This is a genomic window from Rothia sp. P5766, from assembly GCF_048513555.1.
GTDB lineage: Bacteria > Actinomycetota > Actinomycetes > Actinomycetales > Micrococcaceae > Rothia.
This window is the reverse complement of record NZ_JBLXXS010000001.1, coordinates 149,538-162,982: the sequence shown is the minus strand read 5'-3', so window position 1 is coordinate 162,982 and position 13,445 is coordinate 149,538. Positions and strand designations below refer to the sequence as shown.

The window sequence follows — 13,445 nt, the reverse complement described above, 5'->3', positions numbered from 1 at the left end:
CTTTTTCAAGATGAAGTCTCTAAAGAGGGAGGCCGCTCGGGCCGGGTGCTTAGCGCCCGGTCTTGGGGGCGAAGAATTTGGCGATAAGGCGGGCTGTTAGGTTCAGGATCATCACAATCAGAATCAGAATCAGTGCCGCCGCCCAGGCGCGGGTCTCGGAAACTCCGGCTGCGGTGGGGCTGGTCGGTGACATGATCTGGTAGTAGATGTAGGTGGGTAGTGTGGCCATCCAGCCGCCCAGGGCGTTCCAGTTGATGGAGGTGACGAAGCCTGCGGTTACCAGAATCGGGGCGGTTTCACCGATAACTCGGGCGATAGCCAGGGTGACACCGGATGCGATACCTGAGATTGCGGTAGGGATGACGACTTTCATGATGGTTCGCCATTTACGCACGCCCAGCGCGTAGGCCGCTTCACGCAGTTCGTTGGGCACGATTCGGAGCATTTCTTCGGCGTTACGAACTACGGTGGGAATCATGAGCACCGATAGCGCTACCGCAGCGACCAGACCCATACGGTTCATAGGGTCACCCGAGATAAGGGCGAAGAAAGAAGCGGCAAAAAGACCGGCCACGATTGAGGGGATACCCGTCATAACGTCCACGAAGAAGGTAATTGCTTTGGACAACCATTTACCCTGGCCGTATTCAACCAGGTAGATAGCGGTTAGTAGGCCAATCGGCACAGAGATCACGGTGGCAAGCAGGGTGATCTCTAAGGTGCCAAGGATGGCGTGGTAGATACCGCCCAGTACCGGTCCGGTGCCCTCGGCTGCCGCATTGTCGTGGACGCCGGTGACGCCCTTCATGGATGTACTCAGGAAGTTACCGGAGAGGCCGGGGACGCCCCGGGCGAGTACGGTGTAGAGAACCGACACCAGGGGTAGCAGAGCTAGAAGGAAGGTGCCATAGACCAGGTAGCTGGCAAAGGCGTCCTGCCCCTTTCGTTTGCCTTCAATGGAGCCTAGGGCTAGTGGCCCGGCCAGGACAAAGATGAGCGCGGAGAAAACAGCGAAGGTTGCTATGGAGAAGCCCATGAGGGAGCTGGCTGCAGCGCCCAGGATAAGAGCGCCCAGACCAACAGCCGGAGCAAGCCAGCGGGGGGCCTGGCGGCTGGTAAAGCGGGATTTGCTGCTAGCTACAGACATTAGTTAGCTCCTGAGAAGTCCTTGTAGCGGGACACAATCATGCGAGCCATGATATTGACCATGAGGGTGATGACGAAGAGCACCATACCGGCGGCAATCAGCTCTGACATGCGTAGCCCGTAGGCTTCGGGGAAGTTCAGGGCGATTTCCGAGGCGAAGGTTTGGTTACCTGAGGTGATGAGTGAAGCGGTCAGTGGGCCGGAGGCTAGTACCAGGGTCACAGCCATGGTTTCGCCCAGGGCGCGACCTAGGGCTAGCATGACCGATGAGATGATGCCGCCGCGGGCAAAAGGAAGGACCGTCATCCGTATCATTTCCCAGCGAGTTGCACCTAGCCCCAGGGCGGCTTCCTGTTGCAGGAGCGGGGTCTGAACAAAAATTTCACGGCACATGGAGGTGATGATGGGCAGAATCATGATGCCCAGCACGATGCCCGCGGTCAGGATGGTTTTACCGGTCTGCGAGGCGGGACCGGCAAAGATGGGCAGGAAACCACAGTAGGTTGCTAGCCAGTCGTAGAAAGGAACAATCTTGGGCGCTAGCACCGAGGCGCCCCAGGCACCGAAGATAACGGAGGGGATAGCTGCTAGCAGGTCAATGACGTAGCCGATGCTCTGGGCCAGCTTACGCGGGGCGTAGTGGGAGATAAAGAGCGCTACACCAATACCGATAGGGGTGGCAAGGAGTAGGGCGATAGCCGAGGCAATCAGTGTACCGATGGCCAGCGGCCCGATGTACTGAACAAAACTACCGCTGGGCAGTTCAGCCGGGTCAGAGGTGAAGACCGGTAGAGCCTGAGCCACCAGGAAGATAGCAACAGCTGCAAGAACGACTAGGATTAGGACACCCGCACCCAGGGAAATACCCGAGAAAATTTTGTCGGCCGCTGGGTTGCCGACAGCGGGCAGGTCTTGAGTTTTCGCGCGGCCACCTGCTGGGCCATGCTGCGATACTTCGGTAGTTGACATAGTAATTGATTTGAGCCTTTGGCCTTGTCTTACTGGGACGGTGCGGCTAGTTATCACAACTAGCCGCACCGTTGGCGGGGTGAGAGTTACTTAGTAACGGTGATGGACTCGACTGCCTTCTGGGCATCAGTGCTCAGTGCCGATGTCAGAGGGGCAGATGAGGCTGCGTCTGCGGCGTCCTTCTGGCCCTGCTCGCTGACGACGTAGCTCTCGTAGGCCTTGACTAGGCTTGCCTTGTCCTCATCTGAGTAGCCGGAGCAGACGATATGGTAGGAGACCAGGACTACGGGGTAGGCCGTGGGGTCTTCGGGGGTGCGGTTGACCTGGATTGCCATGTCCTTCTCGTTCATGCCGCCTACCCGCTCTGAAAGTTCAACGGCTTTTGCGGCAGTCTCTGCGGAGAGCTCAACGTAATCATCACCGACCTTGACGTTTACCTTGCCGAGGTTTCCGATAGCTGAGGCATCAGCGTAGGTGATAGCGCCCTCGGTAGATGAGGTGGTGGAGACAACACCGGAGGTGCCCTTGTTAGATTCACCGGAGTACTGGGAGGGCCAGTTACCGTCTGCTTCTACGTCCCAGGCGCCGTTGGAGGCGGCTTGCAGGTATTCGGTGAAGTTCTCGGTGGTACCGGAGTCATCGGAGCGGTGTACCACGGTGATCTTGGTGTCGGGCAGGGTGACGCCCTCGTTCTGGGAGGCGATAGCTGCATCCTTCCAGGTGGTGATTTCACCCTTGAAAATTTTGGCCATGGTTTCGCCATCGAGGTTGAGGGAGTCAATGCCGGGCAGGTTGAAGGCAATAGCAACGGGTGAGATGTAGACCGGGATGTTGATTGCGCCGTCGGGGCCGCAGACTTCCTTGGATTTTTCCCACTCTTCGGTCTTGAGGGCACGGTCGGAGCCTGCGAAAGCGGCGCCACCAGCCAGAAAGGCCTCACGGCCAGCACCGGAGCCATCGGGTGAGTACTGGACGGTACCGCCGATGTTGGCGAAGCCGGTTTCCCAGGCTGTGATGGCTGCCTGCTGTGAGGATGCGCCAACACCGGTCAGGGCGCTTGAGGGGAGGGGGGACGAGCTACCACCGGCGCTGGAGCCGGTTCCGGTTGCGTTATCTGAGCCGCAAGCGGTGAGGGCGAGTGCGCCAACAAATGCAAGTGAGCTCCAGCGAGCGAGTGACTTAGCCTTCACGGTATGAGGATCCTTTGTTTGTGTGCTCTCTTGTGCCGACCGTGTTTGGGTGGGGCCGACAACCGTTGAACAGTTGGTCAGGTATCTAACGTCTATGACTTTAGGGAGCTTAGGTAGCAGGTGGGCTAGCACTGAGTAAACGGTGGGTGAACAGAGGGCGCACAGTGGGCGTTAAGACTGGGAAGGTGGGGTGGTGATGGGCTCCTACTAGAATGGTAGGCATGTGTTTTGGTCAGCAGGTTAGTGTCATCAGGAAGAAGGCAGCGCACCGGGGTCGCCTGGGTGTGATTCGTATGAGGGAGGGGTTCTTCCAGTCCCTTCAGATTGTGGTCTCTGGTATTGGCGCTTATCTCTTTGCTGAGCAAGTTCTGGGCCATAGGCAACCGATTTTTGCCGCGACCGCTGCAATTGTGTCGCTGGGCTATATCACGGGTGCTACTCATGCCCGCCGTATCCTTGAGGTTTCTTTTGGGGTGACGCTGGGTATTTTGATGGGTGACCTCATGATGATAGTTCTGGGTCAAGGGATTTGGCAGGCTGGCTTAGTGATGTTCCTGTCGATTATGTTGGCCCGGTTCTTGGATAACGGGATTCTTTTTACTATTCAGATGGGTTTGCAGTCTTGCCTGGTTGTCTTGCTACCACCTAATGCGGACGGGCCTTTTGGCCGCAGTCTTGACGGGATTGTGGGTGGCTTGTGCGCTTTCTTGTTGATGTTTCTCTTCCCTAAGGATCCGCGCAGAACTCCGCGTGAGAACGCCCGCAAGTTGATGAGTGCTTTTGCCTCTGTTTTCCGTGATGCTGGGACGGCAATGGAGCATTATGACGGCAAGGAGGCCTGGTATGCACTGGGTAGTGCCCGTAGGCTTCAGCCTCTCTATACCACCTGTGAGAAGGACATTATTACCTCTAAGGGGATGGCTCAGTTGGCCTGGACCGGTCGGTCACACATGAAAGAGCTGGAAGGCTATAGTCAGGTTCTAAGCAAGATTGACTATGCGATCCGTAATACCCGGGTGCTTAATCGTCGTATGGCTTCGACCATTAATAACGTGCAGATTTCGCACCGGGCAATTAGCTCAATTGCCCAGGCCCTTACCCACATTGGTGATGCTATCGGGATTTTGGGTGAAGGTATGTCTGCGCCGGAGGCTAAAACCCGTTCAGCCTGCATGATGCAGGCACGCCAGAATTTGTCGCTCTTAGCGGGGCAGTTAGAGCCCCACATGATGGGTGTTCAGAGTATGGAGGCGGAAGCCCTGGTTTTAATGTTGCGCCCGCTGGTGGTGGATCTTTTGGAGGCCTCGGGGCTGACTCATGCGGAGGCGGAGTCTATGCTGGTTCCGCTGGGTGATTCTATGACTGAGCACGCTCCGACTACCAGTATGATTCCGGTTCAGCCTAGCCCCTTGAAATCGGATCAGCAGCCCTTGGTTGAGGAAAAGCACCGGGCCGATACGCAACAGCTTACTATTGTTTTGCGGGCTAAGGACCGGGCTTCTGCACGGTCTGGTAGGCAGGAGCCTACGGGGCCACAGGCAACTGTGAATGTGGATCCTGAGTTAGCCGATGGTGTTGCTCGTGTGGAGAAACAGCAGGAGCTGAATACTCAGCAGTTAGCCCTTATTGAGCAGAAGATTGAAACCGGGCGGAGCCCCGAAAAGTAGGTTCCCCTTCAGTTCGGTGTCGTGCCCGCTAGCTGATGCGGGGCTGGTCTTCTAGGGCAGTTGCCCAGCTCGGTATCGTGCCCGCTAACTGGCTCGGGGCTGGCGTTTAAGGGAAGTTAGCGGGCATGATACCGAGCAAAGCCCAGTGTAAGTCCCTGCCAACTGGCTCGGGGCTGGCGTTTAAGGGATCTTGGCAGGCACCAGTACTGGGCAGAATATCACGATAACTAATTCCCAGCGTTGGGAAAGAGCAGGGCTAGAGCCTCCCCCAGCGATGCCACTTCGCGCACCGATACTCCGGCGGGTACTTGGCCCACGCCTGCTGGGGAGGCAGGAACAATGACGTGGGTGAAGCCCAGGCGTCCTACTTCGGCAATGCGTTGGCGGATGCCCGGTACGGCTCTGACTTCACCGGCTAGACCTACTTCTCCGAAGACTGCAAGTTTGCGTGGGAGTGGTTTGTCTTGGGCGGCTGAGGCGAGGGCTATGACGCAGGCGAGGTCTGCGGAGGGCTCGGATATTTTGGCGCCACCTACGGTTGAGATGTAACAGTCGAGTTTTCCCACGCTGAAGCCGGCTCGTTTTTGGAGGACGGCGAGCAGCATAGAGATGCGGGAGCTATCTAGGCCGCTGGTTGCTCGGCGGGGCTGGGGTGTTGCGCTTTGGTCGAGGAGGGCTTGGACTTCTGCTAGGAGGGGGCGGCGGCCTTCCATGGTGACAGTGACGCAGGTTCCGGCCACCGGGTGGGGGGTGCGGGAGACGAAGAGGCCGGAGGGATCGGTGACGGGTGCTATGCCGTCTTCGTGCATGTCAAAACAGCCGACTTCGTCGGTGGGGCCGAAGCGGTTTTTGATGGCGCGGAGCATGCGGATGTGGGAGTGTTTGTCGCCTTCGAATTGGCAGACGACATCGACCAGGTGTTCTAGGAGGCGGGGGCCGGCGATGGTGCCTTCTTTGGTGACGTGCCCGACCAGGAGAGTGCACATGTTGCGGCGTTTGGCGGCGGCGATGATGCTGGCGGCGACTTCTCGCACCTGGGTTACGCCGCCTGCGCTCCCCTCAACGTCTGTGGAGGCTAGGGTTTGCACGGAGTCAATGATGAGCAGGTCAGGGCTAACCTGTTCGATGTGGGCGAGGGCTGTGCCGAGGTCTGTTTCGCTGGTGAGGTAGAGGGTGTCGGCGAGTGCGCCGATGCGGTCGGCGCGGAGTTTGACCTGGGCGGCGGATTCTTCGCCGGTGATGTAGAGGACGTTGTGTGCTTTGCCGGTGGCTTTGCCGCGGGCGAAGGTGGCAGCTACATCGAGTAGGAGGGTGGATTTACCGACGCCGGGTTCACCAGCCATGAGGATGACTGCGCCGGGGACGAGCCCGCCGCCGAGGACCCTGTCGAATTCGGGGTTGCAGGTGCTCATATATTGGGCGACGGTGGAGTCGACTGCCCCGATGGGTTGTGCGGGGGTTTGGACGCTGGAGGCTACGGTGGTTTTGGCGGCGATGGCACCGGTGGCGGCTTCTTCGACGGTGCCCCAGGACTGGCATTCGCCGCAGCGGCCTACCCATTTAGCGGTGGTCCAGCCGCATTCGGTGCACCGGTAGGCGTTGGTGGAGCGGGAGCGGGTGTTTTTTCGGGTAGCCATAGTCACAGCATAAAGCCGGGGGCTGACATTTTAGGTGTGACTTAGCTACCGGCTGACCGGTGCGGGGTGGGGACCTACATGAACCGTTCGAGCAGGGAGCTTTCTGCCATGCGGGAGAGTGATTCGCGGATGACGCGTGCTCTTTGTTCCCCGATTCCTTCTACGGCGCGTAGGTCATCGAGGCTGGCGGCCATGAGGGATTGGAGGCCGTCAAAGCGGTCTACTAGGCGGTCTGCGACTGCTCCGGGCATTGTTTTGATTCCTGCTAGTAGGCGGTGTCCGTGGGGATGTAGGGAGGCGCTGAGTTCTTCGCCAAGTCCCACGGTGCGGGCGATAACGAGTAAGTCAACGATTTCTTTGTCGTTGAGCTCTTGCAGGGCGGCTACGGCTTTTTGGAGCTCTTCGGGGGTGATGTCTGCGGGCAGGTAGTCACGGAGCACGACCCAGCTTTCGGGCAGGTCGTGGGTGGCTAGTTCTTCGAGCTGGAGGGCGACCAGTCGGCCTACATCGCCCAGTTCTACAACATAGTGCCCGGCTTCTACTGCGATGCGTCGCACCATTTCCATACGCTGGAGGGTGCTGGCTACGTCGCGCAGGGTTACGTTGGCTTCGATTTCGAGGGAGGAAAGCTGGTGGAGCACCTGTTCTAGGCGTTCGGTATAGCTGTCGAGGGTTCTGATGGCCTGGTTGGCGCGGCTCATCAGAGATTGGGCGTCTTCGACCGTGTAGCGGATTCCTTCGGTGTAGACCGAAATCAGTGACATGGAGGCGCTGACTGCGATAACGGGGAATCCTGTTTGTTTGGCGACTCGTTCGGCGGTGCGGTGGCGGGTGCCGGATTCGTTGGTGTCGATAGAGGGGTCGGGTAGGAGCTGGACCCCTGCTGCTAATAGGGTTGAGGCGTCGCGGTCGCAGATGATGGCACCGTCCATTTTGGCGAGTTCGCGCACGCGGGTTGCCGAGAATTCGGTGTTGATGGCGAAGCCGCCTGAGGACATGTGGGCAACGGTCTTGTCATTGCCCAGCACGATGAGGGCACCGGTACGACCGCGTAGGATACGTTCGAGCCCCTCGCGTAGCTCCGTACCGGGGGCAATCTGGGCGATTGTTTTCAGCAGGGAATCACTATAAACCGTTAGCACCCCACCTATTTTAGTGCACCCGACTGTTTCCTGCCTTAAAGACCGGTGCCCCGGCAGAGTATGCCGGGGCACCGGAAGAGAAAACCCTTAGGGTTTAGCCGGTGACGATGATGCGGATGGGCTGTGAGGCTATACCGTTGACACTTGCGGTTGCCCAGTAGTGGCCGGGCTGGATGGTTGCGGTGGTGTTGCAACCGAGGACATTCAGTGAACGGTTCCAGGTCAGCGGGGTGGTGTTGGTGGCACCGGCCGCGACTTCGGCGTCTGCAACGGGGTTAGCGTAGCACTGAGCGTAGTTGTAGACCTGGGCGGGGCCGGAGGTGATGTTGACATCCACGTTGTTAGCGCCACCGGTAACGATGCAGGGGTTACCTGATGTGTTGGTGTAGGTTACAGCGAGTGCGGGGTTCTGGCCTGCGGCGTAGGTTGGGCTATCAGAGGTGATGCTGACCTGTAGGTCTGCTGCGGTGCAGGCAGCTACTACAGCGGGGGCCTCGCTGGGATCAGCAGAAGGTGTGGCTTCAGCGTCCTCACTGGCTTCATCAGAGGGCTTAGCTGACTCCTGATCAGACTCTTCCTCTGCCTTCTTGCTGGCTTCATCTGATGCTGAGCTGTCATCGGCTTTGGCGCTTTCAGAAGCGGAGCTTTCGTCCGATTTTGCGCTCTCAGAAGCAGATGCTGATTCGCTAGGACGCTCGCTAAAATCGCTAAAGGCGGCGGCGCTGGTAGAAGCGCTAGCGGCGGTTGAGGCGCTCTCGGTGTTCTTTCCGCGACCAGCCAGCAGGCTGATAAGCCCGATAATCAGGAGCAGGATAAAAACAAGAACGAGCAGAGCGACAATGCGGCGGCGGCGGTAGATTTCGGGGGAAACCTCTTCTACCGGTGAATCAACTTTAACAGACATATCTCTAGACTACCGTCTTCTACGCCAAGATAGGAGCTTTTAAGCCCCTATTAGGGGGTTAAGTCAATCGTGTTTTAGAGTGTTGGGGTGTCTTTTACTCTGCCTCTGAGCGGTTTAGCTCCACAGGACCTCAACACTCTTCATGCCCGCATCAATTCCTGGTACTTAGAGAACCGGCGTGATTTGCCCTGGCGCACCGGTGAGAACTCTTCCTGGGAGGTCATGGTCAGCGAATTTATGCTGCAGCAGACCCCTGTCAAGCGGGTACTGCCGGTCTGGGAAGTATGGCTGGATCGCTGGCCCACCCCTGCTGATTTGGCGGCTGAGGATTCCGCGGAGGCAGTACGCGCTTGGGGGCGTCTGGGCTACCCGCGCCGCGCTTTGCGTCTGCACGCTGCCGCTCAGGCTATTGTTGAGCGCCACGGAGGCCAAGTACCCAGCACCTATGATGAGCTGCTTGACCTTCCCGGTGTGGGTTCCTATACGGCGGCGGCTATTTCTGTGTTTGCTTTTGGCAACCGGGCTACGGTGATTGACACCAATATCCGCAGGGTTCACGCCCGCTTGGTCTCGGGTAGAGCTTTACCGGGGCCTTCTCTCACGGCAGCTGAAACCCGGCTAGCCGACGAGCTCATGCCCGCTGATACCCCTACTTCTTGCCTGTGGAATGTATCGGTGATGGAGCTGGGTGCTCTTATCTGCACTGCTAAGTCACCGGATTGCGCTTCCTGCCCCGTGGCTGATGCTTGTGCCTGGGTGGGCGCAGGAAAACCGGAGGCTGACTACCAGCCTAAGGGTCAGGCCTGGGCTGGGACCGACCGCCAGTTGCGGGGTGCCATGCTGGGTGTACTCCGTGCGGCCCTAGCCCCGGTTCCCTCGCGTTTACTCACTGCACCGGGCCAGCTTGATTTTGTGGTGCCCACCGAGCTGGTTCCTGCCGTAGAAAAATTACAGAAGCTCTCCCCCACCTCTGAGCAGATAGAACGGTGCTACTTGGGGCTAGTCGCTGATGGTCTCGCCAAGGAACACAGCGGGGGCTTGATATCGCTCTAGGTTGCTAAGAACCGGGAACAGAGACAGCCACCCCAGCCAGTACTAGCAGTTGAGTACAGAAGTCAGAAGAAACTTTCTATACCTTCGAGTCATTTGCTGACTGCTGCGGCCAACATTTTGATAGGTCTTGGCTCAGAGGGAGATAATCATGCGGGTATTGCCCAGAGTATTGGGCTTGACCCGAGCCAGGTCCAAGAACTCAGCCACACCCTCATCGTGTGAACGCAGGAGCTGCATGTAGGTTTCTGGATCAAGCTCTTCCTGGTTCTCCATCACCCTAAAGCCCAATCGCCCAAAGAAGTCCACCTCAAAGGTCAAACAGAAGACACTCTCCACACCCAAATCCCGGGCACGCTCTAGCAGATTTGAGACCAAAGCAGCACCCACTCCCCTGCCCCGGGCAGCGGGGTCGGTTGCTAAAGTCCTCACTTCAGCAAGGTTTCGCCAGATCACATGGAGCGCACCGCAGCCGAGCATCTGCCCGTCTTCGGTCTCAGCCACCACAAACTCCTGGATTGCCTCGTAGTAGGCAACGTCCTCCTTATCAAGGAGGATACCCTCAAGAGCTAGGGGGCGTACAAGCGCCTGAATATTTGCCACATCGTCCACGGTAGCCCGGCGTACACGGAAAGAAGTCATACCCCCAGGCTACTGCCCCCATGAGCCAGGTTAAAAATAAATCAGCCCCCGTTCCACCTATTGGTGAGGGGGCTGATTTACATCATTACACACACATACACACAAGAGTTTTCTTGTCCTGAACGGTCCTACACACTAAGACCATTTGCTTCAGGGGCTCTGTCGAACCGTATGACTTAAGTATTGACCACTAGCCTTGGGCCAAGTCCTTAAAGACCTGGGCGCTAGCTGAAAGGTTGGTCAAGCTTTGGTTACAGCTCCAACACTAGGCCATATTTCGATATATTTTTCCCTGTCAAGACCGAAAACCGCCCTGCGGCTCCCCTCTCGGGGGCGCAGGGCGGTTTCTTAGGTGAGAGTCTAGAGCTGGCTGTCACCTTCCACCGTGCTCTCGGCAACGGCAGGCTGGTCAGCCTTCTGATCACCTTCGCTAAAGACACGGTCAAAGCTGTCGCTATCCAGCTCACCCAAAGGGGCAGAGCTAAAGGTGAACTTAGCCAGGTCGCCCTCGCCTTCAGTGTCCACGGTAATCTTCTCACCGGGCTTGATCTCACCAAAGAGAATCTTTTCGGAGAGCGGGTCCTCCAGGTTGCGTTGCATCTCACGACGCAAGGGGCGGGCACCCATCGAGGGATCATAGCCCTTAGCGGCCATCAAAGCCTTAGCCTGATCGGTCAGTTCAATAGACATATCCTGCTCGCGCAGGCGCACGGCCAGGCGGGCAACAAACAAATCCACAATCTGCAGAATCTCAGACTCAGACAGCTGCGGGAAGACAATGATGTCATCGACGCGGTTCAGGAACTCGGGGCGGAAGTGCTCCTTGAGGGACTCCATGACCCGACCCTGCATACGCTCGTAGGTGCCTGCGTCGTCGCCCACCTGCTGGAAGCCAACAGGAACACGGCGGGCCATCTCACGAGAACCAAGGTTGGTGGTCATGATGATGACAGTGTTCTTAAAGTCCACCACGCGACCTTGTGAGTCAGTCAGGCGGCCGTCCTCAAGAATCTGGAGCAGGGAGTTGAAGAGGTCAGCGTGAGCCTTCTCCACCTCATCAAAGAGCACAACAGAGAAAGGCTTGCGGCGGACCTTCTCGGTCAGCTGGCCGCCTTCCTCGTAGCCTACGTAGCCGGGAGGGGCACCGAAGAGACGGGAAACGGTGTGCTTTTCCTGGTACTCCGACATGTCCAAAGTGATAAGGGCATCCTCGTCGCCGAAGAGGAACTCGGCTAGAGCCTTAGCAAGCTCAGTCTTACCGACACCGGTGGGGCCTGCAAAAATGAAGGAGCCACCAGGACGCTTGGGGTCTTTCAGACCGGCGCGGGTACGGCGGATAGAGCGGGAGAGAGCCTTGATAGCGTTCTCCTGGCCAATCACGCGCTTGTGTAGCTCGTCTTCCATCTTGAGCAGACGACCGGACTCTTCTTCAGTAATCTTGTAGACAGGAACGCCAGTTGAGGCGGCTAGGACATCGGCAATAACCTCGGGGGTTACCTCACCAAAGGCATCCCCAGCGTTACGCCATTCCTTTTCTTTCTCGTCCTTCTCGGCAATCAGCTTCTGCTCTTGATCACGCAGGTCAGCGGCCTTCTCGAACTCGTTAGCAGAGATAGCCTCTTCCTTCTCGCCACGGAGCTTAGCAATACGCTCTTCCAAGATCTTGATTTCCGGGGGTGCGGTCATACGCTTAATACGCAGGCGGGCGCCGGCCTCGTCAATCAGGTCAACAGCCTTATCGGGCAGGAACCGGTCTGAGATATAGCGGTGGGCCAGGTTAACAGCGGTCTCGATAGCCTCATCGGAAATGGTGACGCGGTGGTGAGCCTCGTACTTATCGCGCAGGCCCTTAAGGATTTCCACAGCCAGCTCGGGTGACGGTTCATCCACCTGAATCGGCTGGAAACGGCGCTCCAGAGCGGGGTCCTTCTCAATGTGCTTACGGTACTCATCCAGGGTGGTAGCACCGATGGTCTGTAGCTCACCTCGGGCCAGCATGGGCTTGAGAATAGAGGCCGCGTCTATGGCGCCCTCAGCTGCACCGGCACCAACCAGGGTGTGAATCTCGTCGATAAAGAGAATGATGTCACCACGGTTGCGGATCTCCTTGAGCACCTTCTTCATGCGCTCTTCAAAGTCACCGCGGTAGCGTGAACCCGCAACCATAGAACCCAAATCTAGAGTATAAAGGTGCTTGTCTTTAAGGGTTTCAGGAACATCACCGTGAACGATAGCCTGGGCAAGGCCCTCAGCCACAGCGGTCTTGCCTACACCCGGCTCACCAATGAGCACAGGGTTGTTCTTGGTGCGGCGAGAGAGGACCTGCATAACCCTCTCCATCTCCTGATGACGACCGATCACGGGGTCAAGCTTGCCCTCACGAGCAGCGGCAGTCAGGTTACGACCGAACTGGTCAAGGATGGCTGACCCCGCGGGGGTGCCCTCACGGGAATTACCGGCACCAACGCCAGCGGTCTCCTTGCCACCCTCACCATTGTTGTTACCGGGGTAGCCGGCAATCAGGTCCATCACGGTCTGACGAACCTTGGCAGGCTCAGCCCCAAGCTGGGTCAGGATCTGGTTGCCTACACCCTCATTAGCGCGCACCATACCGAGCAAAATGTGTTCGGTGCCGATGTAGCCGTGGTTAAGCTGAATAGCCTCACGCATGGAGAGTTCAAGAACCTTCTTGGCACGAGGGGTAAAAGGGATATGGCCGCTAGAGGCCTGAGCGCCAGAACCGATGATGTCCTGCACCTGATCACGGACAGCGGCGAGGCTCACCCCGAGCGATTCAAGAGCACGGGCAGCGATACCTTCACCCTCGTGGATCAGACCGAGCAAAATGTGTTCGGTGCCGATGTAATTGTGGTTGAGCATGCGTGCCTCTTCTTGGGCAAGCACAATCACTCGACGGGCGCGGTCGGTAAACCGTTCAAACATTGAACACTCCTTGGAAACTTACTATTACCCAAAAGATTACGCGTGTTCTCTAGCCCGTGGGGGCCTGTTCGCCACGGAATGAATGGTGTTCGCCTACAAGGGAACGAAAGCCCACACCCACCCATCAAAAATCAGAGAGCAAAAACCCTGCGCGG

Annotated in this window: 10 protein-coding genes; 2 read left to right on the top strand and 8 right to left on the bottom strand. The window is 57.8% G+C overall.

What is annotated here, in order from left to right; all coding sequences use genetic code 11:
• Positions 1-49 precede the first annotated feature (49 nt).
• From pstA to pstS, 3 genes are all read right to left on the bottom strand, one after another.
• Positions 50-1,147, bottom strand: a complete 1,098-nt coding sequence (gene pstA, locus ACN08V_RS00780; RefSeq protein WP_419104173.1) for a phosphate ABC transporter permease PstA — start codon at positions 1,145-1,147, stop codon at positions 50-52.
• Positions 1,147-2,115, bottom strand: a complete 969-nt coding sequence (pstC, locus tag ACN08V_RS00775) for a phosphate ABC transporter permease subunit PstC (RefSeq protein ID WP_419099031.1) — start codon at positions 2,113-2,115, stop codon at positions 1,147-1,149. Before pstC ends, pstA begins: the two co-directional genes overlap by 1 nt.
• 86 nt (positions 2,116-2,201) lie before the next feature.
• The gene (gene pstS, locus ACN08V_RS00770; protein WP_419104172.1) at positions 2,202-3,305 is read right to left on the bottom strand and encodes a phosphate ABC transporter substrate-binding protein PstS; all 1,104 of its coding nucleotides are present in this window, start codon (positions 3,303-3,305) and stop codon (positions 2,202-2,204) included.
• Between the two features lie 221 nt (positions 3,306-3,526).
• Between pstS and ACN08V_RS00765 the strand changes: the two genes are divergently transcribed.
• A complete protein-coding gene (locus ACN08V_RS00765) occupies positions 3,527-4,972 on the top strand; it encodes an FUSC family protein (protein ID WP_419104171.1) in 1,446 nt (481 codons plus the stop codon).
• A 227-nt stretch (positions 4,973-5,199) separates the two neighbouring features.
• Here ACN08V_RS00765 and radA read toward each other — a convergent pair whose 3' ends face one another.
• The 3 genes from radA to ACN08V_RS00750 all read right to left on the bottom strand — a co-directional run bounded on the left by radA (position 5,200) and on the right by ACN08V_RS00750 (position 8,655).
• On the bottom strand, positions 5,200-6,609 hold the full coding sequence (gene radA, locus ACN08V_RS00760; RefSeq protein WP_419104170.1) for a DNA repair protein RadA: 1,410 nt from the start codon (positions 6,607-6,609) through the stop codon (positions 5,200-5,202).
• A 74-nt stretch (positions 6,610-6,683) separates the two neighbouring features.
• Entirely contained in the window at positions 6,684-7,751 is a 1,068-nt protein-coding gene (gene disA, locus ACN08V_RS00755; protein ID WP_419099027.1) for a DNA integrity scanning diadenylate cyclase DisA, read from the bottom strand.
• A 94-nt stretch (positions 7,752-7,845) separates the two neighbouring features.
• Positions 7,846-8,655 carry a hypothetical protein gene (locus ACN08V_RS00750; RefSeq protein WP_419104169.1) on the bottom strand — a complete coding sequence of 270 codons (810 nt, stop codon included), beginning with the start codon at positions 8,653-8,655 and terminating at the stop codon, positions 7,846-7,848.
• An 87-nt stretch (positions 8,656-8,742) separates the two neighbouring features.
• Between ACN08V_RS00750 and ACN08V_RS00745 the strand changes: the two genes are divergently transcribed.
• Positions 8,743-9,708 (top strand): A/G-specific adenine glycosylase, encoded by a 966-nt coding sequence (locus tag ACN08V_RS00745; RefSeq protein ID WP_419104168.1) that lies wholly within the window; start codon positions 8,743-8,745, stop codon positions 9,706-9,708.
• Positions 9,709-9,840: 132 nt separating this feature from the next.
• Here ACN08V_RS00745 and ACN08V_RS00740 read toward each other — a convergent pair whose 3' ends face one another.
• Both ACN08V_RS00740 and ACN08V_RS00735 read right to left on the bottom strand, forming a co-directional pair.
• Positions 9,841-10,347 carry an amino-acid N-acetyltransferase gene (locus ACN08V_RS00740; protein WP_419099024.1) on the bottom strand — a complete coding sequence of 169 codons (507 nt, stop codon included), beginning with the start codon at positions 10,345-10,347 and terminating at the stop codon, positions 9,841-9,843.
• Positions 10,348-10,707: 360 nt separating this feature from the next.
• Positions 10,708-13,290: an ATP-dependent Clp protease ATP-binding subunit gene (locus ACN08V_RS00735; protein ID WP_419099023.1), complete on the bottom strand. Its 2,583-nt coding sequence runs from the start codon at positions 13,288-13,290 to the stop codon at positions 10,708-10,710.
• Positions 13,291-13,445: the final 155 nt, after the last annotated feature.

Excerpts from the sequence above, each read along its gene's own strand:
- pstA (WP_419104173.1), bottom strand. The coding sequence starts at position 1,147 with ATGTCTGTAGCTAGCAGCAAATCCCGCTTTACCAGCCGCCAGGCCCCC.
- pstC (WP_419099031.1), bottom strand. The coding sequence starts at position 2,115 with ATGTCAACTACCGAAGTATCGCAGCATGGCCCAGCAGGTGGCCGCGCG.
- ACN08V_RS00765 (WP_419104171.1), top strand. The coding sequence starts at position 3,527 with ATGTGTTTTGGTCAGCAGGTTAGTGTCATCAGGAAGAAGGCAGCGCAC.
- radA (WP_419104170.1), bottom strand. The coding sequence starts at position 6,609 with ATGGCTACCCGAAAAAACACCCGCTCCCGCTCCACCAACGCCTACCGG.
- ACN08V_RS00750 (WP_419104169.1), bottom strand. The coding sequence starts at position 8,655 with ATGTCTGTTAAAGTTGATTCACCGGTAGAAGAGGTTTCCCCCGAAATC.
- ACN08V_RS00740 (WP_419099024.1), bottom strand. The coding sequence starts at position 10,347 with ATGACTTCTTTCCGTGTACGCCGGGCTACCGTGGACGATGTGGCAAAT.
- ACN08V_RS00735 (WP_419099023.1), bottom strand. The coding sequence starts at position 13,290 with ATGTTTGAACGGTTTACCGACCGCGCCCGTCGAGTGATTGTGCTTGCC.